The 27,000-nt window shown below is 54.2% G+C and carries 21 protein-coding genes; 7 read left to right on the forward strand and 14 right to left on the reverse strand.

The genetic code is table 11. The features are described 5' to 3' along the window. From ACS603_RS05540 to lrp, 7 genes are all read right to left on the reverse strand, one after another. A partial coding sequence (locus ACS603_RS05540) for a 4Fe-4S binding protein (RefSeq protein WP_474943979.1) occupies nt 1–81 on the reverse strand: 81 nt, incomplete at its 3' end. 10 nt (nt 82–91) lie between these two features. After that, on the reverse strand, nt 92–2,536 hold the full coding sequence (gene dmsA / locus ACS603_RS05545) for a dimethylsulfoxide reductase subunit A (RefSeq protein ID WP_182060225.1): 2,445 nt from the start codon (nt 2,534–2,536) through the stop codon (nt 92–94). A 208-nt stretch (nt 2,537–2,744) separates the two neighbouring features. Next, entirely contained in the window at nt 2,745–4,037 is a 1,293-nt protein-coding gene (serS, locus tag ACS603_RS05550; RefSeq protein ID WP_182060224.1) for a serine--tRNA ligase, read from the reverse strand. A gap of 92 nt (nt 4,038–4,129) precedes the next feature. Beyond that, complete coding sequence (gene rarA / locus ACS603_RS05555) at nt 4,130–5,473, reverse strand: replication-associated recombination protein RarA (RefSeq protein WP_315688235.1); 1,344 nt, start codon at nt 5,471–5,473, stop codon at nt 4,130–4,132. A 9-nt stretch (nt 5,474–5,482) separates the two neighbouring features. Further along, on the reverse strand, nt 5,483–6,097 hold the full coding sequence (lolA, locus tag ACS603_RS05560; protein ID WP_014069567.1) for an outer membrane lipoprotein periplasmic chaperone LolA: 615 nt from the start codon (nt 6,095–6,097) through the stop codon (nt 5,483–5,485). A 128-nt stretch (nt 6,098–6,225) separates the two neighbouring features. Beyond that, nucleotides 6,226–9,921 (reverse strand): DNA translocase FtsK 4TM domain-containing protein, encoded by a 3,696-nt coding sequence (locus ACS603_RS05565; protein WP_474943897.1) that lies wholly within the window; start codon nt 9,919–9,921, stop codon nt 6,226–6,228. Nucleotides 9,922–10,056: 135 nt separating this feature from the next. After that, nucleotides 10,057–10,551, reverse strand: coding sequence for a leucine-responsive transcriptional regulator Lrp (gene lrp / locus ACS603_RS05570; RefSeq protein WP_002439523.1), 495 nt, complete (start codon nt 10,549–10,551; stop codon nt 10,057–10,059). A 544-nt stretch (nt 10,552–11,095) separates the two neighbouring features. On the opposite strand from lrp, the gene trxB reads away from it, so the two are divergent. From trxB to infA, 5 genes are all read left to right on the forward strand, one after another. Beyond that, nucleotides 11,096–12,064 (forward strand): thioredoxin-disulfide reductase, encoded by a 969-nt coding sequence (gene trxB / locus ACS603_RS05575; protein WP_182063540.1) that lies wholly within the window; start codon nt 11,096–11,098, stop codon nt 12,062–12,064. Nucleotides 12,065–12,178: 114 nt separating this feature from the next. Further along, a complete protein-coding gene (cydD, locus tag ACS603_RS05580; RefSeq protein WP_182060221.1) occupies nt 12,179–13,945 on the forward strand; it encodes a heme ABC transporter permease/ATP-binding protein CydD in 1,767 nt (588 codons plus the stop codon). Beyond that, nucleotides 13,945–15,666: a heme ABC transporter ATP-binding protein/permease CydC gene (gene cydC / locus ACS603_RS05585; protein ID WP_474943898.1), complete on the forward strand. Its 1,722-nt coding sequence runs from the start codon at nt 13,945–13,947 to the stop codon at nt 15,664–15,666. The genes cydD and cydC overlap by 1 nt, the downstream gene beginning before the upstream one ends. A 46-nt stretch (nt 15,667–15,712) precedes the next feature. After that, nucleotides 15,713–16,417: a leucyl/phenylalanyl-tRNA--protein transferase gene (gene aat / locus ACS603_RS05590; protein ID WP_182060219.1), complete on the forward strand. Its 705-nt coding sequence runs from the start codon at nt 15,713–15,715 to the stop codon at nt 16,415–16,417. A gap of 284 nt (nt 16,418–16,701) precedes the next feature. Then, the gene (gene infA / locus ACS603_RS05595; RefSeq protein ID WP_002211347.1) at nt 16,702–16,920 is read left to right on the forward strand and encodes a translation initiation factor IF-1; all 219 of its coding nucleotides are present in this window, start codon (nt 16,702–16,704) and stop codon (nt 16,918–16,920) included. 77 nt (nt 16,921–16,997) lie between these two features. On the opposite strand, the gene ACS603_RS05600 is transcribed toward infA, so the two are convergent. The 4 genes from ACS603_RS05600 to clpS all read right to left on the reverse strand — a co-directional run bounded on the left by ACS603_RS05600 (nt 16,998) and on the right by clpS (nt 20,589). Continuing rightward, entirely contained in the window at nt 16,998–17,441 is a 444-nt protein-coding gene (locus ACS603_RS05600) for a hypothetical protein (protein ID WP_474943899.1), read from the reverse strand. A 27-nt stretch (nt 17,442–17,468) separates the two neighbouring features. Next, nucleotides 17,469–17,636: a hypothetical protein gene (locus ACS603_RS05605; RefSeq protein ID WP_315688232.1), complete on the reverse strand. Its 168-nt coding sequence runs from the start codon at nt 17,634–17,636 to the stop codon at nt 17,469–17,471. Nucleotides 17,637–17,961: 325 nt separating this feature from the next. Then, complete coding sequence (clpA, locus tag ACS603_RS05610) at nt 17,962–20,241, reverse strand: ATP-dependent Clp protease ATP-binding subunit ClpA (protein WP_182060210.1); 2,280 nt, start codon at nt 20,239–20,241, stop codon at nt 17,962–17,964. A 27-nt stretch (nt 20,242–20,268) separates the two neighbouring features. Beyond that, entirely contained in the window at nt 20,269–20,589 is a 321-nt protein-coding gene (clpS, locus tag ACS603_RS05615; protein ID WP_006174393.1) for an ATP-dependent Clp protease adapter ClpS, read from the reverse strand. A gap of 267 nt (nt 20,590–20,856) precedes the next feature. On the opposite strand from clpS, the gene cspD reads away from it, so the two are divergent. After that, nucleotides 20,857–21,078, forward strand: coding sequence for a cold shock-like protein CspD (cspD, locus tag ACS603_RS05620; protein WP_014069558.1), 222 nt, complete (start codon nt 20,857–20,859; stop codon nt 21,076–21,078). A 70-nt stretch (nt 21,079–21,148) separates the two neighbouring features. On the opposite strand, the gene macB is transcribed toward cspD, so the two are convergent. Both macB and macA read right to left on the reverse strand, forming a co-directional pair. Further along, nucleotides 21,149–23,089 carry a macrolide ABC transporter ATP-binding protein/permease MacB gene (gene macB, locus ACS603_RS05625; protein WP_182060209.1) on the reverse strand — a complete coding sequence of 647 codons (1,941 nt, stop codon included), beginning with the start codon at nt 23,087–23,089 and terminating at the stop codon, nt 21,149–21,151. Then, nucleotides 23,086–24,201: a macrolide transporter subunit MacA gene (gene macA / locus ACS603_RS05630; RefSeq protein WP_474943900.1), complete on the reverse strand. Its 1,116-nt coding sequence runs from the start codon at nt 24,199–24,201 to the stop codon at nt 23,086–23,088. Before macA ends, macB begins: the two co-directional genes overlap by 4 nt. Nucleotides 24,202–24,360: 159 nt before the next feature. Between macA and ACS603_RS05635 the strand changes: the two genes are divergently transcribed. Then, nucleotides 24,361–25,317 carry a VirK/YbjX family protein gene (locus ACS603_RS05635; protein ID WP_182060207.1) on the forward strand — a complete coding sequence of 319 codons (957 nt, stop codon included), beginning with the start codon at nt 24,361–24,363 and terminating at the stop codon, nt 25,315–25,317. On the opposite strand, the gene ACS603_RS05640 is transcribed toward ACS603_RS05635, so the two are convergent. After that, the gene (locus ACS603_RS05640) at nt 25,314–26,972 is read right to left on the reverse strand and encodes an ATP-dependent endonuclease (protein ID WP_182060206.1); all 1,659 of its coding nucleotides are present in this window, start codon (nt 26,970–26,972) and stop codon (nt 25,314–25,316) included. The genes ACS603_RS05635 and ACS603_RS05640 overlap by 4 nt on opposite strands. Between the last annotated feature and the right edge of the window lie 28 nt (nt 26,973–27,000).

Here is a 27,000-nt window from a genome sequence, read left to right on the forward strand (position 1 = left end):
GTAATCCTTACAGGCCAGTTCGCAGGTCTTGCAACCGGTGCAGCGGCTGGAATCAATATAAAATCCATACTGGGTTGTCATCGGTTACTCCTTACACCTTTTCAACCTGAACAAGGTTTGTGTGGGACGGATTACCCTTCGCCAGCGGCGATGGACGCTGCGTGGTCAGTACGTTAATACTGCCAGCCTGGTCGATGCGATTTGCATCCGGGTTGTACCAGGCCCCTTCCCCCAACGCGACAACGCCAGGCATCATACGCGGTGTAACTTTGGCTTCGATATGCACTTCGCCACGACCGTTAAAGATACGCACGCGATCGCCGTTTGAAATGCCGCGCGCTTTCGCATCCATCGGGTTGATCCACATTTCCTGACGACAGGATGCTTTCAGTACATCAACGTTGCCGTAAGTCGAGTGAACCCGCGCTTTGTAATGGAAGCCCGTCAACTGCAACGGGAATTTCGCGGTCAGCGGATCGTTGTAGTTTTCGAAACCTGGCGTATAAATTGGCAGTGGATCAATAACATCCCCTTCCGGCAGCTCCCAGCTGGATGCAATTTTTGCCAGTTCTTCAGAGTAGATTTCGATTTTGCCCGATGGGGTGGTCAGCGGATTGGCATGAGGATCGTCGCGGAATGCCTTATAAGCAACATGATGCCCTTCCGGGTCGCGCTGCTTGTACATACCCTGCTGACGGAAGGTATCAAAGTCCGGTAGATCAGGGATTGCTTTGCGTGAAAGTTCATGCAGATGACGCATCCATCCTTCCTGAGTACGCCCTTCGGTGAACTGCTGCTCAACGCCAAGACGCTTCGCCAGTTCAGACGTCATCTGATAGATGGTTTTGCACTCGAAACGCGGTTTAATCGCCTGATCGGTAAAGATAACGTAGGACATGTTGCCGCAGGAGGCATCCAGCGCGAAGTCCATCTGCTCTGATGCGGTGCAATCCGGCAGAATGATATCGGCATATTTCGCCGACGAGGTCATGTGGCAGTCGATGACCACAATCATCTCGCACTTCTTATCATCCTGAAGGATCTCATGAGTACGGTTGATCTCAGAATGCTGGTTAATCAGACAGTTACCAGCATAGTTCCAGATCATCTTAATCGGGACATCCAGTTTATCTTTACCGCGCACACCGTCGCGCAATGCCGTCATTTCCGGGCCGCGTTCAATCGCATCGGTCCACATAAACATGGAAATACTGGTCTGTACCGGGTTGTCCAGGGTCGGCATACGTTCAAATGGCACTTCATAAGAGCCTTCGCGCGCGCCCGTGTTACCCCCATTGATACCTACGTTGCCCGTCAGAATAGAGAGCATTGAAATGGCACGGGTGGCGATTTCACCGTTCGCATGACGCTGCGGCCCCCAGCCCTGGCTGATATAAGCCGGTTTCGCCGAACCAATTTCACGCGCCAGCTGAACAATACGTTCTACCGGAATACCGGTGATCGTGGATGCCCACAGAGGCGTTTTTGCCACGCCGTCACTACCCTGGCCAAGGATATACGCTTTGTAATGCCCGTTAGCAGGGGCACTGGCTGGCAGGGTTTTCTCGTCGTAACCGACGCAATATTTATCAAGGAAAGGCTGATCAACGAGGTTTTCAGTGATCATCACCCATGCCAGCGCGCTTACCAGTGCGGCATCGGTACCCGGACGGATAGGGATCCACTCATCTTCACGTCCGGCACCGGTATCGGTGTAACGCGGATCGACGATGATCATGCGGGCATTAGATTTAGCACGAGCCTGCTCAAGATAGTACGTCACCCCGCCGCCGCTCATGCGGGTTTCACCCGGGTTGTTACCGAACAGCACCACAAGTTTGCTGTTTTCGATATCAGACGGACTGTTGCCATCTGCCCAGCCACCGTAAGTGTAATTCAGCCCTGCCGCGATCTGCGCGGAAGAGTAGTCGCCGTAGTGATTGAGATAACCGCCGCAGCAGTTCATCAGGCGTGCAACCAGCGTTTTTCCTGGCGGCCAAGAGCGGGTCATGGTGCCGCCGAGCGTACCTGTACCGTAGTTCAGGTAGATAGATTCGTTACCGAACTCTTTAATCAAACGCTGCATGTTGGTCGCGATGATGTCGTAGGCTTCGTCCCAGCTAATGCGCTCGAACTTTCCTTCCCCGCGTTTTCCCACGCGTTTCATCGGGTACTTGAGGCGATCCGGGTTATAGACGCGGCGGCGCATTGAGCGGCCACGTAAACAGGCGCGAACCTGATGTAACCCGTCATAGTTATCGTCGCCGGTGTTATCTGTTTCGACATATTTGATTTCGCCATCCACCACATGCATCCGCAGCGGACAACGGCTACCACAGTTAACAGTACAGGCGCTCCACACCATTTTTTCCGGGGCTGATGCCGGGGACAGCGCATCCGCTGCCGACACCATACGAGAAAAAGGCAGAGTTAACGCACTGCTGGCAACAGCCAGACCGCCTATTGCCGTGGTTTTCATCAACCCACGGCGAGTGACCTCGGCAGCCAGTAAAGCATCAGGCGCTTTGATTTTCATAAAGACTCACTTTGGTTGCTCACAAATAAAAGAGATACGGTAAAAATCGCTATGTAGTGATATTTATAACGAATTTCTCCGTTATTAGTTTTTTATGCTGACTTTCATTTGGAGGAGTATTACTACTTTAGAGGGAGGCGTTATTGTTTCGCGTCAAAGCAGGGGCATAAAAAAAGCGCCCTTAGGCGCTTTCTTAATTTAAGACAAATTAGCCGATGTACTGCTGGCCTTTCATATACGGACGCAGCACTTCCGGGATCTCAATACGACCATCAGCCTGCTGGTAGTTTTCCAGCACGGCAACCAGGGTACGACCCACAGCCAGGCCAGAGCCGTTCAGGGTATGGACCAGACGGGTTTTCTTGTCTGATTTGCTGCGGCAGCGAGCCTGCATACGGCGAGCCTGGAAATCCCAGACGTTAGAGCACGATGAGATCTCACGGTAGGTGTTCTGTGCAGGAACCCAGACTTCCAGGTCGAAGGTTTTGCAGGCACCAAAGCCCATATCACCCGTACACAGCGCCATACGACGGTACGGCAGCCCCAGCAACTCCAGCACTTTCTCAGCGTGGCCAGTCATTTCTTCCAGCGCGTCCATGGACTCTTCAGGACGTACGATCTGCACCATCTCAACTTTGTCGAACTGGTGCATACGGATCAGACCACGGGTATCACGACCGTAAGAACCTGCTTCAGAACGGAAGCACGGAGAGTGTGCTGTCAGTTTAATTGGCAGGTCGTCTTCGTCGATGATCTCATCACGCACGAGGTTGGTCAGCGGCACTTCAGCGGTCGGGATCAGCGCGTAGTTGCTGCTGTCTGCTTCTTCGTCCAGAGGGCGAGTGTGGAACAGATCGCCGGCAAATTTCGGCAGCTGGCCGGTACCGTACAGCGTATCGTGGTTGACCAGATACGGTACGTAGGTTTCGCTGTAGCCGTGCTGCTCAGTGTGCAGATCCAGCATGAACTGCGCCAGCGCACGGTGCAGGTGAGCAATCTGTCCCTTCATCACAACAAAGCGAGAACCCGTCAGCTTAACTGCGGCTGCAAAGTCCAGGCCTGCGTGCATTTCACCCAGAGTGACGTGATCGCGAACCTCGAAGTCGAACTCGCGAGGTGTACCCCAGCGTTTCACTTCGACGTTGTCGTTTTCGTCTTTGCCGACAGGTACGCTGTCGTCAGGAATGTTCGGGATCGCCAGCGCGATATCACGGATCTCGGTCTGAAGAACGTCCAGATCAGCTTTAGCCTGATCCAGCTCTTCACCCAGTTTGTTTACTTCCAGGCGTAATGGCTCAATGTCTTCCCCGCGTGCTTTCGCCTGGCCGATGGATTTCGATCGAGAGTTACGCTCTGCCTGCAGATTTTCAGTTTGTACCTGCAGAACTTTACGACGCTCTTCAAGAGCGCGCAGCTTATCTACATCCAGCTTAAAGCCCCGGCGTGCCAGTTTTTCAGCGACTGCGTCTGGCTCATTACGCAGCAGATTGGGATCGAGCATGCTTATCCTGTGCTTATCGAATTAAAATAGGAAAATGTGACCACAGCCTGCGGCCACAAGGATACTACGCCAACATTACCGCAACGATTGAACTAACGGTAGCGTTTTATAGGGCTATTTTGATCCTGTCCGGCGAGCCAGGCGAGCTTTTCGCCAATCTTGCCTTCAAGACCTCTGTTTGTGGGGTGATAATAGCGGGTTTGTGCCATCTCCTGCGGAAAATATTCCTCTCCGGCGGCATAGGCATTGGGTTCGTCGTGGGCATATCGGTACTCCTGCCCGTAACCCATCTCTTTCATCAGTTTGGTCGGCGCGTTGCGCAGATGAACCGGCACATCATAGTCCGGGCGTTCACGCGCATCCGCCATCGCCGCTTTAAACGCGGTATAGACGGCATTACTTTTCGGCGCGCAGGCCAGGTAAACAATCGCCTGCGCGATTGCGCGCTCCCCTTCCGCAGGCCCCACGCGGGTAAAGCAATCCCAGGCTGAAATCGCAACCTGCATCGCGCGGGGATCGGCATTACCGACATCTTCCGATGCAATAGCCAGGCAGCGGCGAGCAACATACAGTGGATCGCCACCGGCGCTAATGATCCGTGCATACCAGTACAGCGCTGCATCCGGTGCGCTGCCTCGCACCGACTTGTGCAGGGCCGAGATCAGATCGTAAAAACGATCACCTTTGTTATCGAAACGCGCACTGCGTTCACCGGCAATTTCGGTGAGCAGTTCATGTTTCAGTACACGCTTACCGGAATCATCCACTTCGGCCATATCAGCCATCATTTCCAGCGTATTTAAGGCACGGCGCGCATCCCCATTGACCAGCTCCGCGATCGCAAGCCGCGTCTCGTCTGGCAGCACGATATCCTGCCCGCCATAACCACGTGCCTTGTCCTCCATCGCCTGAGTGAGAACCTTTTCGATATCGTCAGTTGTCAGCGATTTGAGCAGATAAACACGTGCACGGGAAAGCAGTGCCGAGTTCAGTTCAAAGGAGGGGTTTTCGGTCGTCGCGCCAATAAAGAAAATGGTGCCATCTTCAATGTGCGGCAGGAACGCATCCTGCTGGCTCTTATTGAAACGGTGGACTTCATCGACAAAGAGGATAGTGCGGCGTCCAGCATTGCGGTTCTGCCTTGCACGCTCGATAGCTTCGCGGATCTCCTTCACGCCGGAGGTCACTGCGGAAATGCGTTCAACATCAGCGTTCGCATAGCGGGCGATCACTTCTGCGAGTGTCGTTTTACCCGTACCTGGTGGCCCCCACAGGATCATGGAGTGCAGATGCCCTGCTTCGATGGCACGCGGCAACGGCTTACCCGCAGCCAACAGATGCTGTTGACCGATGTACTGCGCTAAATTTTCTGGCCGCATACGGGCGGCCAGAGGTTGAAACGCATTATCTGAAAAATCGAGCGACAGGTTGCTCACTCACGCCTCTTACTTATTGCGTTGGTCGTCCACCGTTACGCCCTGCGGCGGGGTAAAGGTGAATTTCGATGCATCGACAGCGCCGTTTTGCTGGGATTTGAGCTGGTAGCTGCTACGCTGATCGTCCTGCTCAACCGCACCAAACTGATTAATGGTTCCGTTGGTGCTTACGTTAATGGTGAACTGTTTCAGGTTACCGTTGCTGCCTTTCGGCGTCAGAACAAACTCATCACCATTCTGTTTAATGTTGTACTGCTGCCAGTCACTGGACTGGTTACGTGCAATCAGCATAAACGGGGTATTACTGGTGGCATCTTTCAGCCAGGTCGCAGTTGCCTGCTCAACAAACGGGTTGAAAAACCACAAGGTTTTACCGTCTGACACCAGAATGCTTTCATCCGGCTGCGTCATGTGCCAGTTAAACAGATTCGGGCGTTTTACCCACAAATCCCCCTGACCTTCCTGCACCGCATTACCGCTGCCGTCAGTCACTTTTTGGGTGAAGCTGGCGTGGAAGCTGCTCACTTTATCCAGTCGGCTTTTAAGGTCGCTGGCTGCATCAGCCCAGACGCTGCTGGCAACAAAACTGGTCAGTAATGCACAGGCGATTGCGAATTTTTTCATTGTTATTCCTTAAAATACGTCATCCCGATATGGGGTTCTGTCATCTATTGTGAACCTGCCCGCAGGCAGGCGACAGAAGAAAATGCTTAATTTTTGCTGATTTACCCTTCTTTGCAATCGGTGAAGGGTCAATCAAACGGCGGCGGAGCCAGCACCTCACGGTTACCGTTATGGCCCTGCTCGCTCACGATGCCCTGTGCTTCCATCTGCTCGATGATTCGGGCTGCGCGGTTGTAGCCAATACGGAACTGACGCTGTACCCCAGAAATGGACGCTTTACGTTTCTCAGTCACGAAGTTAACCGCCTGATCGAATAACGGATCCAGCTCTTCGCCACCGTCAAAGCCACCGCCACCACCTTCGCTTTCAGTGTCAGAGGTAATACCATCCACGTACTGTGGGCGACCACGCGCTTTCCAGTCCTGAACGACCGCGTGAACTTCCTCATCGCGGACGAATGCACCGTGGACACGCACCGGAGAGGTGGAGTTCGGGCCTGAATACAGCATATCACCCATACCCAAAAGCGACTCTGCGCCGCCCTGGTCGAGGATGGTACGCGAGTCAATTTTACTCGATACGGTAAACGCGATACGCGTAGGGATGTTAGCTTTAATCAGACCGGTGATGACGTCCACGGATGGACGCTGCGTTGCCAGTACAAGGTGAATACCGGCCGCACGTGCTTTCTGTGCCAGACGGGCAATCAGCTCTTCGACTTTCTTGCCGACGGTCATCATCAGGTCAGCGAATTCGTCTACCAGCACGACAATATAAGGCAGTTTTTCCAGCACCGGATGCTGGGCATCCATACTGTCACCCGGCTTCCAGTAAGGATCCGGAATTGGGCGCCCCATACGAACTGCTTCCGCGATCTTGTCGTTATAACCGGCCAGGTTACGTACGCCCAGTGCCGACATTAACTTATAGCGACGCTCCATCTCATTAACGCTCCAGCGCAGGGCGTTAGCAGCGTCTTTCATGTCGGTGACCACTTCAGTCAGCAGATGCGGGATACCTTCATAAACAGAGAGTTCCAGCATTTTCGGGTCGATCATGATGAAACGCACATCTTCCGGCTGCGCTTTGTAGAGCATACTCAGGATCATGGCGTTCACACCGACCGACTTACCCGAGCCCGTCGTACCCGCAACCAGCAGGTGTGGCATTTTTGCGAGGTCGGCCACCACAGGATCGCCTGCGATGTCTTTGCCCAGCACCACACTCAACGGCGATGGATTCTCGCGGAACTTGGCGTTATCCAACACTTCACGCAGATAGACGGTCTGGCGTTTCTTATTTGGCAGTTCCAGGCCGACATAAGGTTTACCCGGGATAACTTCCACCACACGCACCGCAACGGTCGACAACGAGCGAGCCAGGTCACGGGACAGGTTAGAAATTCTCGCGGCTTTAACACCTGGCGCCAGGTTCAGTTCGAAACGGGTAATAACCGGACCTGGGGAATAATTCACCACGTCCGCCTTAATGCGGAAATCAGCCAGACGCGCTTCCACAAGACGCGCCATCTGCTCCAGTGCAAAGGTATCCACCGGTTCAACTTCTGACGGAGGTGGCGTTAACAGATCCAGCGACGGCAGCGGCGTACTTGGGCGTTGCAGCGGACGGCTATCACCATTGCGCATCAGCAGCGGGTGAATCAGGCTTTCCTTCGGCTGTGCCGGTGGCTGCTGGAACTGCGGCGCGTGCTGAGGCTGTTGCGGCTGCGCATAAGCCTGTGGCGCTGGCTGCTGCACGTGCGGCGCAGGTGCAGGCTGCTGGTGCGCAGTTTGGGTTTCAGGCATCACACCTGGGGTGAATAAAGGTTCGCTCGGGCCATCATCAACCAAATCTTTCATTGGCGAGAATTCGAAGTCAGATAACGAGAACGGATTCGCTCCCGTAGGCTGCTCACCGGAATAGCGCTGCTGCTGAGTGGCAGCAAACTGGCGCGCTAACTCTGCTTCGGCAACGTCGTCTTCATCTTCTTCATGAACATGAGTCGGGCGGGCTTCATGTTGATACTCTTCGCCATAACGCTGCTGCTGTTGTGCGGCAAACTGACGCCCCAGCTCATCCTGCTGCATCTCATCGGCGTCATCTTCGTACTCAGATTCACGCGCTTTCTCCTCAGCCATACGCTGAGAAGGTAATTTGATGCCATAGGACGCCAGCTCACGGCGGGTAGGAACACGCACGCGATTAGGACGAGGAAGCTGCGGGCCAATACCCTCTTTCACCTGTGGACGCGGCGCGCCACCAGATGCAAGGCTAAAGACAGGCGAAGCAACTGCCGCCGCCGCGGTAGTGTGCTTCACACTTTCCGCCACTGGCGCAACAACAGGTGTTGGGTCAACTAGCGGAACAGTAACGGAAGGAGCCCTGGTCACAGGTTCTTGCTTCGGTTCCGGTACGGGCTGATACCAGGCAGCCAGCTGTTCGCGCTCACGCGCTCGGCGTTCTTCAACTTCTTCAAAATAGTACATTGGTGGGCGAGTCGGTTTGACCTCTTCCACTTCAACTTGCGGTTCAGCGTCAGGCTGAGCAGGCTCAACCGCAACCGGGGCACAGTCCTGATAAGGCTGAGACACCGGCGCTTCATACTCCGCGTACGGCTGCGGCGCGTATTCCGGTTCCGGCTGGTATGGCTGCTGCCACTGTTCCTGCGGCTGTGCTGGCGCATAGCTTTGCGGTTCAGGGGCAATAACCGGCTGATGTGCAGGGATAGCAGGCGCGTCTTGCCACTCAACCGCAGGTTGCTGGGTAAGAGGCTCTGGCTCATACACCGGCGCGGAAGGCATGACTGCCTCAACAGGCGCAGCATAGGCCTGAGCGGCTGTCGTTGCCGCAGCTGCCGCCGCGACAGGTTCGCTAACAGAATGACCATTTAACAACGGGTCGTATTCGTCGTAATCACCTGGAGTGGCGCGGCTGCCAGAGAAGAGCACATCATCAGGGTCAACGTGGGCACCCGCAGCACGGTATTCAACCTGCTCGTCGTCATCCATGCGTTTGCCGGAGAAGAGCGCAGCATCTGTTTTGCGTCCTAACGGATTAGCAAATTTTTCTGCCACACGTTTGCGGCGCGCCAGCGCGCCACGCAGAATACGCGCGCGGCGAGATTCGCGATGCGGAGCTGAAGCGGTATCCTCTTCGTCCTCATCTTCGTATTCGTATTCGTCTTCATCTACCCACGTATCATCACGACGAGTACGGTTGCTGGCAAACGTCAAAATAGTAAGGATCAGACTGCCGAGTTTTTCGGCAATGCTCACCCATGACCAACCGGTAAACAGAGTTAATCCCGCAGCCCAGATACAGAGCAGCGTAATGGTGCCTCCACTGCTATGCAGCATCGGTTGCAGCGCGGTGCTCAGCAAACTGCCAATCACTCCACCGGAAGCGAAATACCAGATATCGTCGGCATGAATCGCCGACAACCCGCAGGAGGTCAGGATCAGTGCCAGAGCACCAATCAGGCGCAGCGAAACCGCGAAATAATCGATGTATTCGTCGTTCTGACGATGACGCCAGGCAAACCAGCAGCCACCGATGATGATCACCGGGATGGTATAGGCCATGACACCGAAGATGAAAAACAGGGTGTCCGCAAGCCAGGCGCCGGGCGTGCCACCTAAATTATGGATAGGCTCATGCCATGCGGTTTGCGACCAGCTCGGATCTGAGGGGTTGAAACTGAGTAAGGCTGCCATCAGCCAGACGGCAAAAAGGGCAATAACAATCAGCAACGCCTCAAGGAGTCGACGTCCGCTGCTTAGCTTCGATAGTGTGACTTCTTTGTCTTCAGTATATTCCTGGCTCAAGAAAGGCTCTCCAGGTATCAGGCATGTCCTGCCTGTTTGCTAAAACGGACAACAGCGCCGGGTATCCCCGGCACTGTTGCTGTATGGATTAACAGGAGTGTAATCAAACTACGCTGATTTTGCACCTGTTCCGTGTTAGCGCGTCTTAATAACCAGACGATTGCTCTGTTTGACCTCTTCCATCACCACATAGGTACGGGTGTCGTTCACGCCTGGCAGACGCAGCAGGGTTTCACCCAGCAGCTTACGGTAGGCGGACATGTCTGGCACACGGGTTTTCAACAGGTAGTCGAAATCACCGGAAACCAAGTGACACTCTTGAATTTCTTCAAGTTTTTGTACAGCGGAGTTAAATTGCTCAAACACATCCGGCGCACCACGATTCAGAGTAATCTCAACAAATACCAGAAGTGAGGCATCCAGATAATGCGGGTTCAGCAGAGCCGTATAGCCCTGAATAAAACCCTGTCTTTCCAGTCGGCGCACACGCTCAAGGCACGGCGTCGGGGAAAGTCCCACACGTTTTGAAAGCTCGACGTTGGAAATACGCCCATCCTTTTGCAATTCATTAAGAATGTTACGATCGATACGGTCGAGGTCTTTGCCAGGGCGCTTCTTGCTATCTACCATTATTATTGTCTCTCTGTATTCCTTCCCTACTCCTGCCTGGACCCTGTGCACATCACTGTTCAGAGCCTGTACCCGTTATTCATCACATCGCCTGATTATGTAATATACGCGATGCGGATTCGGGTTCTACGGTAAGAAGACCGGTGCCTGAAATGGCCGCCACCGACATCACGTATGGCGTCTGTCCACACCATGCGTAGATTTCACTGACCCGGTAAAAATGGCATTTACGTGCATGTCTATGCGACACACTGTTAACGCGGTTTTTTTCTTCCTTCAATGTTTTCGCAAAAGCGCAGGGGATTGTCAAAGCAAAACATCGATTTTTAGTACAACATGCCGGATATTCATAACGACTGACCATTAATCCTCATTTTATTGCCTTATAAACAACCGGTTTTTAGTAGAAAGCGTTATGTTATAGCGCTCAATCCATCGCCAGTGTCTATTGCACATATCGATATCAAAATTGCTGCGCTCTTTTTTTACGGCAACAAATTCCCTACAATCCTGACAAATGTCTGCCAACAACAATGGGGATCTCATGGGCACGGCCAAACACAGTAAGCTGCTAATTCTTGGTTCTGGACCTGCGGGATATACCGCGGCGGTCTATGCTGCGCGCGCTAACCTGCAACCGGTGTTGATTACCGGTATGGAAAAAGGCGGTCAGTTGACCACCACGACTGAAGTAGAAAACTGGCCAGGCGACCCGAACGACCTGACCGGGCCGCTGCTGATGGAGCGTATGCACGAACATGCGACCAAATTCGAAACCGAAATTCTGTTCGATCACATCAACAAGGTTGACCTGCAAAACCGTCCGTTCCGCCTGACAGGCGACAACGGTGAGTACACCTGCGATGCGCTGATTATCGCGACCGGTGCATCGGCGCGTTACCTCGGACTGCCATCTGAAGAAGCCTTCAAAGGCCGTGGCGTTTCTGCCTGCGCAACCTGTGACGGTTTCTTCTACCGTAACCAGAAAGTCGCGGTTATCGGTGGCGGTAACACCGCAGTAGAAGAAGCGCTGTATCTGGCGAACATCGCCTCTGAAGTGCATTTGATCCATCGCCGCGACACCTTCCGCGCAGAGAAGATCCTGATTAAACGTCTGATGGATAAAGTGGCGAGCGGCAATATCGTGCTGCACACCAATCGTACTCTGGAAGAAGTGACGGGCGATCAGATGGGCGTTGCTGGCCTGCGCATCCGCGATACGCAGAACACCGACCACGTGGAATCACTGGAAGTGGCGGGCCTGTTTGTGGCTATCGGCCATAGCCCGAATACCGCTATCTTTGACGGTCAGCTGGAGCTGGAAAACGGCTACATCAAAGTGCAGTCCGGTATTCACGGTAACGCGACCCAGACCAGCATCCCAGGCGTCTTCGCTGCGGGTGACGTGATGGACCATATTTACCGTCAGGCGATCACCTCTGCTGGCACCGGCTGTATGGCCGCGCTGGACGCTGAACGTTACCTTGATGGGCTGGCTGAAACAGGTAAATAATCTTTACAAGTCAGTAACAAACGTAAATAAAGGCGGCGATAAGTCGCCTTTATTGTCTCTCCGTTGTAACATTGCCGTGCCCAATTTCTAATAACGTCACCTGCAAAGTACGCAATGGAAAAAACCCGTCAACAAGAGTTAACTCGCTGGCTTAAAAAGCAAAGCGTTATTTCCCGCCGCTGGCTGAATATTTCCCGTCTGCTGGGACTTATCAGCGGTCTGTTGATTGTTGCCCAGGCATGGCTGCTGGCCCGCATTCTCAATCATATGATCATGGAGAACATCCCGCGCGAAGCGCTTCTGATGCCCTTTATCGTATTAGTCCTGATCTTTGTTCTGCGCGCCTGGGTGGTCTGGCTGCGTGAACGTGTCGGGTTCCACGCCGGACAGCATATACGCTTCGAAATTCGCCGCCAGGTGCTCGACAGGCTCCAGCAAGCGGGTCCCGCCTGGATACAGGGCAAGCCCGCCGGAAGCTGGGCGACGCTTATCCTTGAGCAGATTGACGATATGCACGACTATTACGCACGCTATATTCCACAGATGGCGCTGGCCGTATGCGTGCCGCTGTTGATTGTGGCCACCATTTTCCCGTCTAACTGGGTAGCCGCCCTTATTCTGCTCTGTACCGCTCCGCTTATTCCGCTGTTTATGGCGATGGTGGGGATGGGCGCGGCAGATGCTAACCGCCGCAACTTCCTGGCGCTTGGCCGTTTAAGCGGCCATTTCCTGGACCGCCTGCGCGGAATGGAGACATTGCGTATTTTTGGCCGCGGTGAAGCCGAAACCGAAAATATCCGTGTGGCGTCGCAGGATTTCCGTCAGCGGACAATGGAAGTATTGCGTCTGGCGTTTCTGTCGTCTGGCGTACTCGAATTCTTCACCTCCCTGTCGATTGCGGTGGTGGCGGTGTACTTTGGTTTCTCCTATCTTGGCGAACTCGATTTTGGCCATTACGGCACTGGCGTTACCCTCTCTGCTGGTTTTCTTGCCCTGATCCTGGCGCCTGAATTTTTCCAGCCGCTTCGCGATCTTGGCACTTTCTATCATGCCAAAGCGCAGGCCGTGGGTGCCGCTGATAGCCTGAAAACCTTCCTTGAAACGCCGCTTGCTCACCCGGAGCGCGGTGAAATCACGCTGAACAGCAAAGAGCCAGTTACCGTTGAAGCGGTCGATTTCTCGGTTCTCTCGCCGGAAGGCAAAGTGCTGGCCGGACCGCTGAACTTTACGCTTTCTGCGGGTCAACGCGTTGTTTTGGTTGGAACCAGCGGTTCAGGTAAAAGCTCACTGCTGAATGCGTTATCAGGTTTTATGGCCTATACCGGCTCGCTGCGTATTAATCATGCCGAACTGCGCGAGCTTGACCCTGATGCATGGCGTAAACAACTCAGTTGGGTGGGGCAGAATCCGCAATTACCTGCCGCCACGCTGCGTGAGAACGTGCTACTTGCACGCCCTGATGCGCGTGAAGATGAGCTGCAATCGGTTCTTGACCGTGCCTGGGTCAGTGAGTTTCTGCCTTTGCTTGCGCAAGGTGTTGATACTGTGGTGGGCGACCAGGCAGCTGGCTTATCCGTTGGTCAGGCCCAGCGTGTTGCCCTTGCCCGCGCCCTGCTTAATCCATGTCAGTTAATGCTGCTGGATGAACCCGCAGCCAGCCTTGATGCGCACAGCGAACAACGGGTGATGCAGGCCCTGAACGCAGCCTCATTGCAACAAACCACACTCATGGTCACACACCAGCTGGAAGGTATCACCGACTGGGATCAGATTTGGGTCATGGAGAATGGTCATATTGTCGAGCAAGGCGATTACGCCTCTCTCGTTGCTGCGCAGGGGCCATTTGCCACCCTGCTGGCTAACCGTCAGGAGGATATCTGATGCGCGCCCTGCTCCCCTATCTTGCCCTGTATAAACGCCACAAATGGATGCTGACGCTCGGGATTGTTCTGGCGATTGTGACATTGCTTGCCAGTATCGGGCTGCTCACGCTTTCCGGCTGGTTCCTGTCGGCCTCTGCTGTTGTGGGTGTTGCCGGGCTGTACAGCTTTAACTATATGCTGCCGGCTGCGGGCGTTCGCGGTGCGGCGATTACCCGCACTGCCGGACGTTATTTTGAGCGTCTGGTCAGCCACGATGCGACATTCCGTGTGCTTCAGCATCTGCGTGTTTACACCTTCAGCAAATTATTGCCCCTCTCCCCTGCCGGGCTGGCGCGTTTTCGCCAGGGTGAATTGCTCAACCGCGTGGTCGCGGATGTCGATACCCTGGATCACCTTTATCTGCGCGTGATTTCCCCGCTGGTGGGGGCATTTGTGGTGATTGTGGTGGTCACTCTTGGGCTTTGTACGCTCGATGCCCCTATCGCCCTGACGCTGGGCGGCATTATGCTGCTGACGCTGTTCCTGCTGCCGCCGCTGTTTTACCGCGCAGGAAAGCCAACCGGAGAAAACCTGACGCGTCTGCGCGGCGAGTACCGCCAGCAGCTGACATCATGGTTACAGGGACAAGCTGAACTCACCATCTTTGGTGCCAGCCAGCGCTATCGCGCCCGGATGGAAAGCACAGAGCTAAACTGGCATGAAGCCCAACGCAGGCAATCTGAACTGACGGCCTTTTCGCAAGCGCTGATGATGCTCATTGGTGGTTTTGCCGTCGTGGCAATGCTGTGGATGGCATCTGGCGGTGTGGGTGGCAATACGCAGCCTGGCGCGCTCATCGCACTGTTTGTCTTCTGTGCGCTGGCTGCATTTGAGGCACTGGCCCCTGTCACTGGCGCTTTCCAGCATCTCGGGCAGGTTATCGCTTCCGCGGTACGTATCACGCAAATTACCGAACAAGAGCCAGAAGTGCAGTTCCAGACACAACAAACCGCAGTCCCGGCACAGGTTGCGCTTCAACTCCAGGAAATCACCTTTGCCTATGATGGACAAGCGCAGAACGCCCTGGAAGGCGTTAATTTGTCGGTTTCTGCCGGTTCACGTATCGCCCTGCTCGGGCGGACAGGCTGTGGTAAATCGACACTGTTACAGCTGTTAACCCGCGCATGGGATCCGCAGCACGGGAACGTTCTGTTTAACGACGTACCACTACGCGTATTAAGCGAGCACGCCCTGCGTAAGACTGTCAGTGTTGTACCACAGCGCGTGCACCTGTTCAGTGCCACGCTACGTGAGAACTTGCGTCTGGCAGCCCCCGAAGCCAGTGACGACGTGCTGAGTGCAATGCTTGAACGCGTTGGGCTGCACAAGCTGCTCGAAGATGACGGCCTGAATAGCTGGTTGGGTGAAGGTGGTCGCCAGCTCTCCGGTGGCGAGTTACGCCGACTGGCGATTGCACGTGCGTTGCTGCACGATGCGCCGCTGATGCTGCTGGATGAACCAACTGAAGGGCTGGACGCCACGACCGAGAGTCAAATCCTTGATTTACTGGCCAATGCAATGGTCGGTAAAACGGTGATTATGGTGACACACCGCCTGCGCGGACTGGCGAGTTTTGATCAGATAATTGTGATGGACAACGGGCACATTATTGAGCAAGGTAGTCACGCAGAACTGTTAGCGAAACAGGGTCGCTACTACCAGTTTAAACAGCGTCTGTAGACTATATTTGAACCGATCCTAACTCGCGTATTGGAGTTCTGCTGTCATGCGCCTGGTCCAGCTTTCTCGTCATAATATCGCGTTCCCTTCCCCGGAGGGCGCATTACGTGAGCCCAACGGGTTGCTGGCATTAGGCGGCGATCTCAGCCCTGCTCGACTCTTGATGGCATACCAGCGCGGGATCTTCCCCTGGTTTTCCCCAGGCGATCCTATTTTGTGGTGGTCGCCCGACCCGCGTGCCGTGCTCTGGCCTGCCCATTTTCACCTCAGCCGCAGCATGAAGCGGTTTCACGCTAAATCACCTTATCGCGTGACTCTCAACCATGCTTTTGGCCAGGTCATTGAAGGATGCGCTAGCGATCGTCACGAAGGGACATGGATCACCCAGGATATCATCACCGCTTACCACCGTTTGCATGAGCTTGGTTATGCGCATTCCATCGAAGTCTGGGATAAAAGCGAGCTGGTTGGCGGTATGTACGGTGTGGCGCAAGGAACACTGTTCTGTGGCGAGTCGATGTTCTCCCGAGCGGTAAACGCCTCGAAAACAGCGCTGCTGGTTTTCTGCCAGGAGTTTGCAAATCGCGGCGGACAGCTGCTGGATTGCCAGGTGCTTAATGAGCATACCGCCTCACTTGGTGCCGTTGAAATCGCCCGCCGCGACTACATTGAGCATCTGGATATTTACCGGCAGGAGAAGCTCCCGCGCGACTTCTGGGTACCAAGGACGCTCTTTCTGCCCAATGCCTAAATGTTTTCCGCACATTTTTTACGAGGGTGTTATAATTACGCCGCAGAGTAGCTTCTGCCTGTTGCCCCGCCGCCGTTTGGGACCCTCGCTTCAGATAACGTCCTGACGTTTATCCTGTTGTCTCCCCTTTACGAATGCGTTTCTCGTTCGGTTGTACCGTGACGCTTGGGCAATGCGCCGAAACTGTTTTGCTGCGTTTTAAACGCGCAATTCTTTACTTAATTGATGAATTTCGGCATTATCTTGCCGGTTCAAAACTTGGTAGTGATACCCCAGAGGATTAGATGGCCAAAGAAGACAATATTGAAATGCAGGGTACCGTACTTGATACGTTACCTAATACCATGTTTCGCGTAGAGCTGGAAAACGGTCACGTGGTAACTGCGCACATCTCCGGTAAAATGCGCAAAAACTACATCCGCATTTTAACGGGCGACAAAGTGACTGTTGAACTGACCCCGTACGACCTGAGCAAAGGCCGCATTGTCTTCCGTAGTCGCTAATTAGTTTCGCCTGTAATGGCAGATGAATATTTAAAAGGTCGGGTAATCCCGGCCTTTTTTATTTAATGAACTTAGTGTTAATGCACGGGAAGACGAATTGTCATCCTGGGCTGCAATGGCGCGATTAAATCCCCGGCCATCGAATGTGCCATGTCATGCAGCAATCCCGTCAGATGCGGCAACATATCGTGGTCAAAATGCGAAATCAGCAGTACATAGTTCAGAGCCCGGCAGTAATCGCACTTAGTTTCTGTATCTTCCAGTAGCCACTCTTTTTTTCCCGGCAGTTCTTCCTCCGCCTCAAATTCCACCACCTGAAAATCACGCATCGATTCTGCGAGCCCGGTTTTAACGTCTTCGAGGTACGCCCCCAGACAACGACAAACAGGCTGCGTCTGCGGAAGTGATTTGCAGTCCAGAAGGATTTCAGTGAGCAGTTTGCAACGCTCAGCAAGCGTTGGGAGATCGGGATTGAGAGAGAGTTCGGTGTAGAGTTGGGAGAAATTATTTTCTGTATTCATTGGGTAATTCCTTCACACACATTGAATTTACCACCGCAGGAAACGCCAGATTCGCTGGCGGCGGACGAAAAGGAATTGGCGTACCAGTGTGTGTGCTACTGGCGCTTCAAAAGAAGCTTCCGATTCGCCCGCCAGATGCAGAATGATACCCTTTTCCATTGGGCGAACGAAGCCCGCAGCAATAATACTGCTCACACACTTTCAGGACGCCAATCCTGACACCTGATTTTGCAGGTGCGCCGCCATTTTATTACTGTGGATTTATCCAGCAATCATCTTCGAGAGAAACTGGAAAGCGCCTCGCAAAATTTCAGCGATGGATTATTTCCAATGAAATATGGGCTAACAGCGACACCCTGGTCCGGCTGAAAATAGCTGCGGCCTGATGCCCTCACCCTAACCCTCTCCCACAGGGAGAGGGAACAAACACTAAAAACGACAACGCCGTTGCCGTTTTGCTTTTACCTTGCAGGCATAAAAAAACCGGGCAAATGCCCGGTTTTTAAGCTCAACGTTTAACTTAGTGAGCCGCTTCAGGCTTATGCTTCGCCGCACTCTGAAAATCGTACGTCAGCTCGCTCTTCGCCTGATCAAGCGCCACCGTCACCTGGCCGCCATCCACCAGCGAACCAAACAGCAGCTCATTCGCCAGCGGTTTCTTCAGGTTGTCCTGAATCACACGCGCCATTGGACGCGCACCCATCGCACGGTCGTAGCCTTTCTCAGCCAGCCAGTTGCGGGCCTCCTGGCTCACTTCCAGCGACACGCCTTTCTGATCCAACTGAACCTGCAACTCGACGATAAACTTATCCACGACCTGATGGATAACCTCAGTCGACAGGTGATCGAACCAGATAATGTTGTCCAGACGGTTACGGAATTCTGGCGTAAAGACCTTCTTGATCTCTTCCATCGCATCGGTGCTGTTATCCTGGTGGATAAGCCCAATGGATTTACGCTCGGTTTCACGTACCCCGGCGTTGGTGGTCATCACCAGCACCACGTTGCGGAAGTCCGCCTTGCGCCCGTTGTTATCGGTCAGCGTACCGTTGTCCATCACCTGCAACAGGATGTTGAACACGTCAGGGTGCGCTTTCTCGATTTCATCAAGCAGCAGTACCGCGTGTGGATGCTTAATAACCGCATCGGTTAGCAGGCCACCCTGGTCGAAGCCCACATATCCCGGAGGCGCACCAATCAGACGGCTGACAGTGTGACGTTCCATGTACTCGGACATATCAAAACGCAGCAATTCGATGCCCAGCGCTTTAGAGAGCTGAACCGTCACCTCGGTTTTCCCCACACCGGTCGGGCCGGCGAACAGGAAGGAACCCACAGGTTTATGCTCATGCCCCAGCCCTGCACGGGCCATCTTGATAGCCTCGGTTAAGGCCTCAATGGCTTTATCCTGACCAAAGACCAGCATTTTCAGGCGATTGCCGAGCGTACGCAGCGTGTCGCGGTCGCTCTGAGAAACGCTCTTCTCAGGGATACGCGCGATACGGGCCACCACAGACTCAATATCCGCCACGTTAACGGTTTTCTTACGCTTGCTGGCTGGCATCAGGCGCGCGCGCGCACCCGCCTCATCAATCACGTCAATTGCCTTATCAGGCAGATGACGGTCGTTGATGTATTTCACCGCCAGCTCTACCGCCGCACGCACCGCTTTCGCGGTATAACGCACGTCATGGTGCGCTTCGTACTTCGGTTTCAGGCCGTTGATGATCTGCACCGTTTCCTCGACGGACGGTTCAGTCACGTCGATTTTCTGGAAGCGACGCGCCAGCGCACGGTCTTTCTCAAAGATGTTGCTGAACTCCTGGTAGGTCGTGGAGCCAATCACGCGGATCTTGCCGCTGGAGAGCAGCGGTTTGATCAGGTTAGCGGCATCCACCTGGCCACCAGAGGCCGCACCCGCACCGATGATGGTATGAATTTCATCGATAAACAGAATGCTGTTGGTGTCTTGTTCCAGCTGTTTTAACAGCGCCTTGAAGCGTTTTTCGAAATCACCACGGTATTTGGTGCCCGCCAGAAGTGAACCAATATCCAGCGAATAGATCGTGCAATCGGCAATCACTTCCGGCACGTCGCCCTGCACAATACGCCAGGCCAGCCCTTCGGCAATCGCAGTTTTACCCACGCCAGACTCACCCACCAGCAGCGGGTTGTTCTTGCGGCGACGGCACAGCACCTGGATCGCGCGCTCCAGCTCTTTATCGCGGCCAATCAGCGGGTCGATACCGCCAACGCGAGCAAGCTGGTTAAGGTTGGTGGTGAAGTTTTCCATACGATCCTCCCCGCCTGCTTGCTCTTCATTGTTATTGACCTGATTGCTGGAATCCGATGCCTGGTTAGGCTCGTCTTTTCGCGTTCCGTGAGAGATAAAGTTAACCACGTCGAGTCGGCTGACTTCGTGTTTGCGCAGCAGATAGGCAGCCTGTGACTCCTGCTCGCTAAAGATGGCAACCAGCACATTTGCACCAGTCACTTCGCTACGCCCGGAAGACTGGACGTGGAAGACCGCGCGCTGCAATACCCGCTGGAAGCTGAGCGTCGGCTGCGTGTCGCGCTCTTCTTCACTGGCTGGCAGCACCGGTGTGGTTTGTTCGATGAAGGCTTCGAGTTCCTGACGTAGCGCCACCAGATCCACGGAGCAGGCTTCCAGCGCTTCGCGGGCGGATGGGTTGCTAAGCAGTGCGAGCAGTAAATGCTCGACGGTCATAAACTCATGTCGGTGCTCACGCGCTCTGGCGAAAGCCATGTTTAAACTGAGTTCCAGTTCTTGATTGAGCATAGGCACCTCCCCCAATTTTATGCCTTATCAGGCCTTTTCCAGCGTACACAGCAACGGATGCTCGTTCTCCCTTGCGTAGTCGTTCACCATCGCTACTTTGGTTTCTGCTACTTCGGCGGTAAAGATGCCGCAGATAGCTTTGCCACGATAATGAACGGTAAGCATCAGTTGCGTTGCACGTTCTACATCATAAGAAAAGAACTTTTGTAGCACGTCAATAACAAATTCCATCGGCGTGTAATCATCGTTCATTAACATTACTTTGTACATGGATGGCGGTTTTAGCGCGTCACGCACTTTGTCTTCCGCCAGCTGGTCAAAATCCAGCCAGTCGTTCGTCTTACCCATTTTGCATAATCACTTTGAATCTACCTCAGATGTTAGATAACAATCATCTATTACTGTCATCCGCGATGTCTGTCACAAACTGTTGCAATAGCGTTAACTGCTTCAAATTTTGGTTGATTATTGTCCCAACTCCAGCGCCAAACTCTTGACGCCCTGTTTCGTTTATCTAAATTGTACAGGCGTGAGATGGCGAGGTTTTGAACAGCCCCCACTCCACCACCGGTTCATTCCATCTTAATTTATAAGATTTACGAAGGATGTCGAAGCATGGAAATGGGTACTGTTAAGTGGTTCAACAACGCCAAAGGGTTTGGGTTTATCTGCCCCGAAGGCGGCGGCGAGGATATCTTCGCTCACTATTCCACCATTCAGATGGATGGTTACAGAACGCTCAAAGCCGGACAATCGGTTCGGTTCGATGTACACCAGGGGCCGAAGGGCAATCATGCCAGCGTCATCGTGCCCATCGAAGCGGAAGTTGTTGCGTAGCCCTCTGTTTCATTGTGTACATCCCGCAGGCAAAATGCCAGCCCGATCGGCTGGCATTTTTATTTTCGGGCTATTCCCGCGCCAGCGCATCCACCGGATCTAATCGCGCTGCATTGCGCGCAGGCAGCCAGCCAAACAAGATACCGGTAAAGGTCGAACACAAAAATGCGGTGAGGATCGCCACAGGCGAGAAGCCAATCTCCCAGCCGGGTAAAAAGAGCTTTAAGGTAAAGGCAATAATCATCGATAAGGCAATCCCCATCGCGCCACCTACCAGGCACACCAGCACCGCTTCAATCAAAAACTGTTGCAGCACATCGCTTGCCCTGGCCCCAACCGCCATGCGAATACCAATCTCGCGGGTGCGCTCTGTCACCGACACCAGCATGATATTCATCACCCCGATGCCACCCACAACCAGCGAAATCACCGCGACCAGCGTCAGGAACAACTGAAGAGTATGTGTGGTCTTTTCAGCCGTTTTCAACAGGCCATCCATATTCCAGGTAAAGAAATCCTTCTTCCCGTGGCGCAACGTCAGCAGACGCTCAAGCTGTTGTTCGGCAAGCGCGCTGTCATAGCCTTCCTTCACGCGCACAGTGATGGAGTTCAGCCACGACTGCCCCATGATCCGCCCGGAAATCGTGGTATAGGGCAGCCAGACGCGCAAAATCTTGCTGCTGCCAAACATCGACTGTTTCTCTTCCGCCACACCGATAACCGTGGCTGGCATGTTTCCTACCAGGATAACTTCACCCACCACATTCGTTTTATCCGGGAAAAGCTGCCTGCGCGAGTTGGCGTCCAGCACAACCACCTGCGCCCGGCCAGCCAACTGTTCCGCATTAAAGGTTGCCCCTTCGCTGAAGGTCATCCCGTACACGTTAAAATAGTCACCGTTAACGCCGTTAGCACTGGCCGCCACATCGATATTGCCGTAGCGCAGGCGTAAATTTTGCGATACCGCAGGCGTGGCGGAGTTAACCCATGGCTGTTTTTGGATAGCCATCAGGTCATCGTATTTCAGCGCCTGCTGATACTGGGGCTCGTCATCACCAAAATCTTTGCCGGGATAGACATCAATGGTATTGGTGCCTATCGCCCGGATATCCGCCAGCACCATCTGCTTCGCCGCATCACCCACCACCACAATCGACACTACCGAGGCGATCCCAATGATGATGCCGAGCATGGTGAGCAATGTCCGCATTTTGTTAGCCGCCATCGCCAGCCAGGCCATTGTCAGGGCTTCGCGAAAACCGCTGGCGAACTGCCCCCAGCCGCTTGACGCAGGCAAGACCTCTTTCGGCGCTGCCGCCCTTGACGGGTGCGGAGGCGGGTTACTGACCAGTTCGCCATCGTGGATCTCAATGATCCGTTCCGCCTGTGCCGCCACCAGCGGATCGTGGGTAACGATAATGACCGTATGCCCCTGGTCACGCAGCTGATGAAGGATAGCCATCACCTCTTCGCCGGAATGGCTGTCGAGCGCGCCAGTCGGCTCATCCGCCAGAATCACCTGTCCGCCGTTCATCAGCGCGCGTGCAATACTCACACGCTGCTGCTGGCCGCCTGAAAGCTGCGATGGCTGGTAATCCACTCGCTCTGCCAGTCCAAGACGCGTCAGCAGCCCCTGAGCGCGCTCCAGCCGTTTTTTCCGCTCAACGCCTGCATACACCGCCGGGACTTCAACGTTCTGCGCCGCACTCAGGTGAGAAAGCAAATGATAGCGCTGGAAAATAAACCCAAAGTGTTCGCGGCGAAGTTTCGCCAGCGCATCGCCATCCAGCGTGGAGACATCCGTCCCCGCCACACGATACGTGCCACGGGTAGGTTTATCCAGACAACCGAGGATGTTCATGAGCGTGGATTTACCAGAGCCAGACGCCCCGACAATCGCCACCATCTCACCCGCTTCCACGCGCAGGGAAATCCCTTTTAACACGTCAACCGGCCCGTCACCTGATGGATAGCTACGGTGAATGTTATTCAGTTCCAGCAATGCCGTCATTTAGCGGCTCCGGGATGGCTTTCGCTGATAACCACTTCTTCTCCCTCTTCCAGCCCTTTGGCAATCACCACATCGGTATCATTGCGCGCGCCAATCATTACCTCGCGTTCACGGGTTTCACCGGCGCGCAGCACTTTGATTTTATAGCGACTGTCGCCTGCCGATTCTCCCAGGGCGGACAACGGAATAGTGAGCACGTTTTTCACCCCGGTCAGTTGAATGTGCACCTGTGCGGTCATGTCCAGACGCAGCACACCCTGTGGGTTTGGCACTTCAAAGCGGGCATAGTAGAAGATGGCGTCGTTCACTTTTTCCGGCGTTGGCAGGATGTCTTTCAGCACGCCTTCATAGCGGGTTTGCGGGTCACCCAGCACCGTAAACCAGGCATTTTGCCCCGGCTTAAGGTGGATAACATCCGCTTCGGATACCTGTGCTTTAACCAGCATGGTGCCCATGTCCGCCAGCGTCAGGATATTCGGTGCCTGTTGCGCAGCGATCACCGTTTGCCCCTGGAGGGTGGTGATTTGCGTCACTTCCCCGGCCATTGGCGCCACGATTTTCGTGTAGTCGAGGTTGGTTTTTGCCGTATCCAGCGAGGCCTGATTACGCTTGATTTGTGCATCAATGGTGCCAATCTGCGCCTGTTTGACCGCAAGCTCGGTTGTGGCGGTATCCAGATCCTGTTTCGAAATGGCCTGTGTTTTAGCCAGCGCCTGCTGACGGGTTAACGTCACCTGCGCGAGATTACGCTCCGCCTGCGCCTGGCTACGCTGGGCGCGCAGCTCCATCAGCGTGGCTTCCACTTCACGGATCTGGTTTTCAGCCTGCTCAGGATCGATAACCCCCAGCAACTGACCTTTCTTCACCTTGTCGCCAATTTCAGCCGACAGGGTTTTCAACTGACCACTGACCTGAGCCCCGACATCAACCTTGCGAAGCGCATCCAGTTTGCCTGTCGCCAGTACGTTTTGTTGCAGCTCACCCGGGCGTACGATCAACGTCTGGTATTGCGGTACGGGCGCATTCAGCACCTGCCACAACCAGAATCCGCCCGCTAACACGACCACCGCCAGCAGCAGTAACAGCTTTCTGCGTTTTCCCTTAAGGTTCATAAATATTCCAAATAAATGTTCCGGCAATCATAACGGTTGATTCTAACTAAACCTCTCCTCAACGAAACCCCTGTTTCCTGGAATCGTCACAATTTGTTTACGAGATGTTGATATACCTCCTGCTGAAATAAAGGTCTGCCAAAAGAAGCGAGATCTATCATGTCTTCCATCGTCGACACACCTTTTTCACATCAGCCGCAACCCAAATCCGGCTGGCAGCTGTTCAAAAACCTGGCGTTTGGCAATCTCACGCCCGGACTTGCGTGGCATAACCCCTCTTATCGACGTAAATTCATGTTACGTTCGCTGGCAACGCCATTCAGCACCGCGCGTCTGCTGGCAAACCTGGCAAAACAACCCCGCTTAATGCAAATGCTACAGGTGCAGCCTGGTCTGCCGTGTCGTCTGCATCGCCCGTGGCTGACGGTCAATATGACCCGCCAGCACGCGCTTGAGTCTCTCAACTGGCATTACCAGGCGATGAGTCGCCATCTTCCGGCAACCCTGATGAACGGCTATTTGTCTAAACCCGGCATGACGCTGCTGACCCTAACAGGCAAAGATGAACAGCAATTTACTGTGCGTCTGTGCGCCGATGCCTTCCTCGATAAAGAAGGTGAAGCGACACTGGCGTTTTGCGACCATCAGAACACCGTTCTGGCTGAGATAACTTTTACACTGTGTCAATTCGAAGGCAAATCCACGCTCTTTATTGGCGGGTTGCAGGGTGCAAAAGCCCATGTACCTCACGAGCTGATTCAGGGGGCGACGAAAGCCTGTCACGGCCTGTTCCCAAAACGTCTGCTGGTTGAAACCGCGATGACGCTGGGAACCGCTTTCCCGGTTGAGCAGATTGTCGCGGTGAGTAACGCCACCCACATCTATCGCAGCTGGCGTTATCGCAAGAAAAAAGAGGGCAAACTGCTGGCAGATTACGACAGCTTCTGGCTTTCCATTGGTGGTGAGCAACGTGATAACGGCAACTTCGTTCTGCCGCTCACGATGCCGCGCAAACCGATGGAAGAGATTGCGAGCAAAAAGCGCTCTGAGTATCGCCGCCGTTATGAGCTGCTGGATAGCCTGACCGATCAGGTTATCCAGGCAAGCCGCACTTAATCGGCTCTCCCGCGTGCCAGCCACAGCACGCGGGAGAACATTTTCCGCAGTAGCGTTGGCACTGACTCCACACCCCTTCTCGCTGCCTCTGTTGCCACTTCAATGGCTAAATCCGGTTTTGACGAACGATGAATTGCCTTCGCGATCACCCGGCGCAAATTCATCGGCACATCGACCGGCACCATCGCTACACGGTGGAAAACGTCATCAAATCCCTGACGATACATAAAGTGTTCCATGTCCATGGCCGGGAGCATGGTCAAATGGTCGCGTTCTTCTTCCCGCTCGTTATTCAACAGGCTGCGAACGGTAGCGGCGTATTTTTTACCCGCCTCGTCGCCGTCTACCAGAACGTGCCATTCAATTCCCATCCGACGGGCAAACTTGATGAGCGGTTTTAACCCCGACTGGGCAAACTCAATCACCTTAATGCCTTCGGCATCAAAATGGTGCCCACACAAGCGCGCCAGCTCGTTAATGACCCAGGTTTCCGTTTCCCCTTCCACCAGCAGCCAGCAGCGCGCAAAGAGCGATGAGGCGCGATTAAAGCGGATATGGAACGCGATGCGGCGGCCATCTTCCGCATTTAACCCACCCGGCCCTAACCGATAAGCAGAAACGCGTGAGGATTCGCGCACCAGACGGCAGACGTACTCAACGGGCGTGAGCGACAGCAGTTCCCCGGAGTTGGTGGTCGTGATGCGTTGCAGCGGCAGCAAATTCAGTAAATGCCACGCGACGGAAAGCATAATGGGATGCAGACGGGTTTCAGGATCTTCCACCAGCAACAACGGACGGGCGTCCCTGTCCAGCCGGACAGTGCCTTTCGCCTGCAACAGTGTGGAAAATAGCCCCAACAGGATCACCCGGTGGCTGCGCCCACCGGGTTTGTCGATCATCCGGTTGATAATGTCGAGATACCGCCAGCTTCGCTGTTCATCATGAGAACGGCGGCGCATCAGGCGGTTGCGAGATTGCGAGGTCCCCTGCTCGGAAAAGTAGTGTTCCAGCAGTTGCACCATCGCCGAGAGACCCTGACGAATCTGGCCGTCGGTTAAATTTTGCGGGCGAGAAACCAGCTCGCGTGCCAGGAAATCCAGTTCACGTGCGGTGACTTCCACTTCCGGCATATTCGGTACGGTGCCGTTACGGATACGGCGCATAAATCGCGCATCGCGCAAACGCAGTACCGGTGTCAGGCGAATAAGGTGGTAGGCCAGTTCGTCGATGTTATCCAGCGGAATGGGGTTACCTTTCCCATCAAGGAACTCGCGCAGGGTTAACACGGTGTCGTTTTCGCCCAGCTCGCCTTCCAGGCGATAGAAGATACGGTGGAATTCGTCATCGCAGGGAACCCAGCACGGCGACATCGGGCGGAAGCGGCGCGCACAGTGTCGGCCCGGTTCTGCCTCCCGGAACGTCAGAATAATATGCAGATGCTTTTCACGCCCCGTAACATCGCCCGGAGGAAACCAGAAGTCATCGTGCACAAAGTGGTACAGTTTATCCTCCGGTGACAGCAGCAACGTGAGCGCATCCAGCAAACTGGACTTACCCCAGGCGTTCTCCCCAATCAGAACGTTGTTCTGCTCAAGCGTCAGCGACAGGCGGTTAATACCGCGAAATCCCACAATATCCACACGTTCGAGAAGCATAAATCCCCCGCGAATAGGTCGCTTTTTC

It is taken from the genome of Enterobacter sp. Li2LvB3, from assembly GCF_056156645.1.

What these genes read in the sequence shown, in the direction of transcription:
- macB (WP_182060209.1), bottom strand. Translation starts at nt 23,089, where the DNA reads ATGACGGCATTGCTGGAACTGAATAACATTCACCGTAGCTATCCATCA.
- clpA (WP_182060210.1), bottom strand. Translation starts at nt 20,241, where the DNA reads ATGCTCAATCAAGAACTGGAACTCAGTTTAAACATGGCTTTCGCCAGA.
- trxB (WP_182063540.1), top strand. Translation starts at nt 11,096, where the DNA reads ATGGGCACGGCCAAACACAGTAAGCTGCTAATTCTTGGTTCTGGACCT.
- ACS603_RS05635 (WP_182060207.1), top strand. Translation starts at nt 24,361, where the DNA reads ATGTCTTCCATCGTCGACACACCTTTTTCACATCAGCCGCAACCCAAA.
- lrp (WP_002439523.1), bottom strand. Translation starts at nt 10,551, where the DNA reads ATGGTAGATAGCAAGAAGCGCCCTGGCAAAGACCTCGACCGTATCGAT.
- ACS603_RS05600 (WP_474943899.1), bottom strand. Translation starts at nt 17,441, where the DNA reads ATGAATACAGAAAATAATTTCTCCCAACTCTACACCGAACTCTCTCTC.
- cspD (WP_014069558.1), top strand. Translation starts at nt 20,857, where the DNA reads ATGGAAATGGGTACTGTTAAGTGGTTCAACAACGCCAAAGGGTTTGGG.
- infA (WP_002211347.1), top strand. Translation starts at nt 16,702, where the DNA reads ATGGCCAAAGAAGACAATATTGAAATGCAGGGTACCGTACTTGATACG.
- lolA (WP_014069567.1), bottom strand. Translation starts at nt 6,097, where the DNA reads ATGAAAAAATTCGCAATCGCCTGTGCATTACTGACCAGTTTTGTTGCC.
- cydC (WP_474943898.1), top strand. Translation starts at nt 13,945, where the DNA reads ATGCGCGCCCTGCTCCCCTATCTTGCCCTGTATAAACGCCACAAATGG.
- clpS (WP_006174393.1), bottom strand. Translation starts at nt 20,589, where the DNA reads ATGGGTAAGACGAACGACTGGCTGGATTTTGACCAGCTGGCGGAAGAC.
- macA (WP_474943900.1), bottom strand. Translation starts at nt 24,201, where the DNA reads ATGAACCTTAAGGGAAAACGCAGAAAGCTGTTACTGCTGCTGGCGGTG.
- ACS603_RS05640 (WP_182060206.1), bottom strand. Translation starts at nt 26,972, where the DNA reads ATGCTTCTCGAACGTGTGGATATTGTGGGATTTCGCGGTATTAACCGC.
- cydD (WP_182060221.1), top strand. Translation starts at nt 12,179, where the DNA reads ATGGAAAAAACCCGTCAACAAGAGTTAACTCGCTGGCTTAAAAAGCAA.
- dmsA (WP_182060225.1), bottom strand. Translation starts at nt 2,536, where the DNA reads ATGAAAATCAAAGCGCCTGATGCTTTACTGGCTGCCGAGGTCACTCGC.
- aat (WP_182060219.1), top strand. Translation starts at nt 15,713, where the DNA reads ATGCGCCTGGTCCAGCTTTCTCGTCATAATATCGCGTTCCCTTCCCCG.
- serS (WP_182060224.1), bottom strand. Translation starts at nt 4,037, where the DNA reads ATGCTCGATCCCAATCTGCTGCGTAATGAGCCAGACGCAGTCGCTGAA.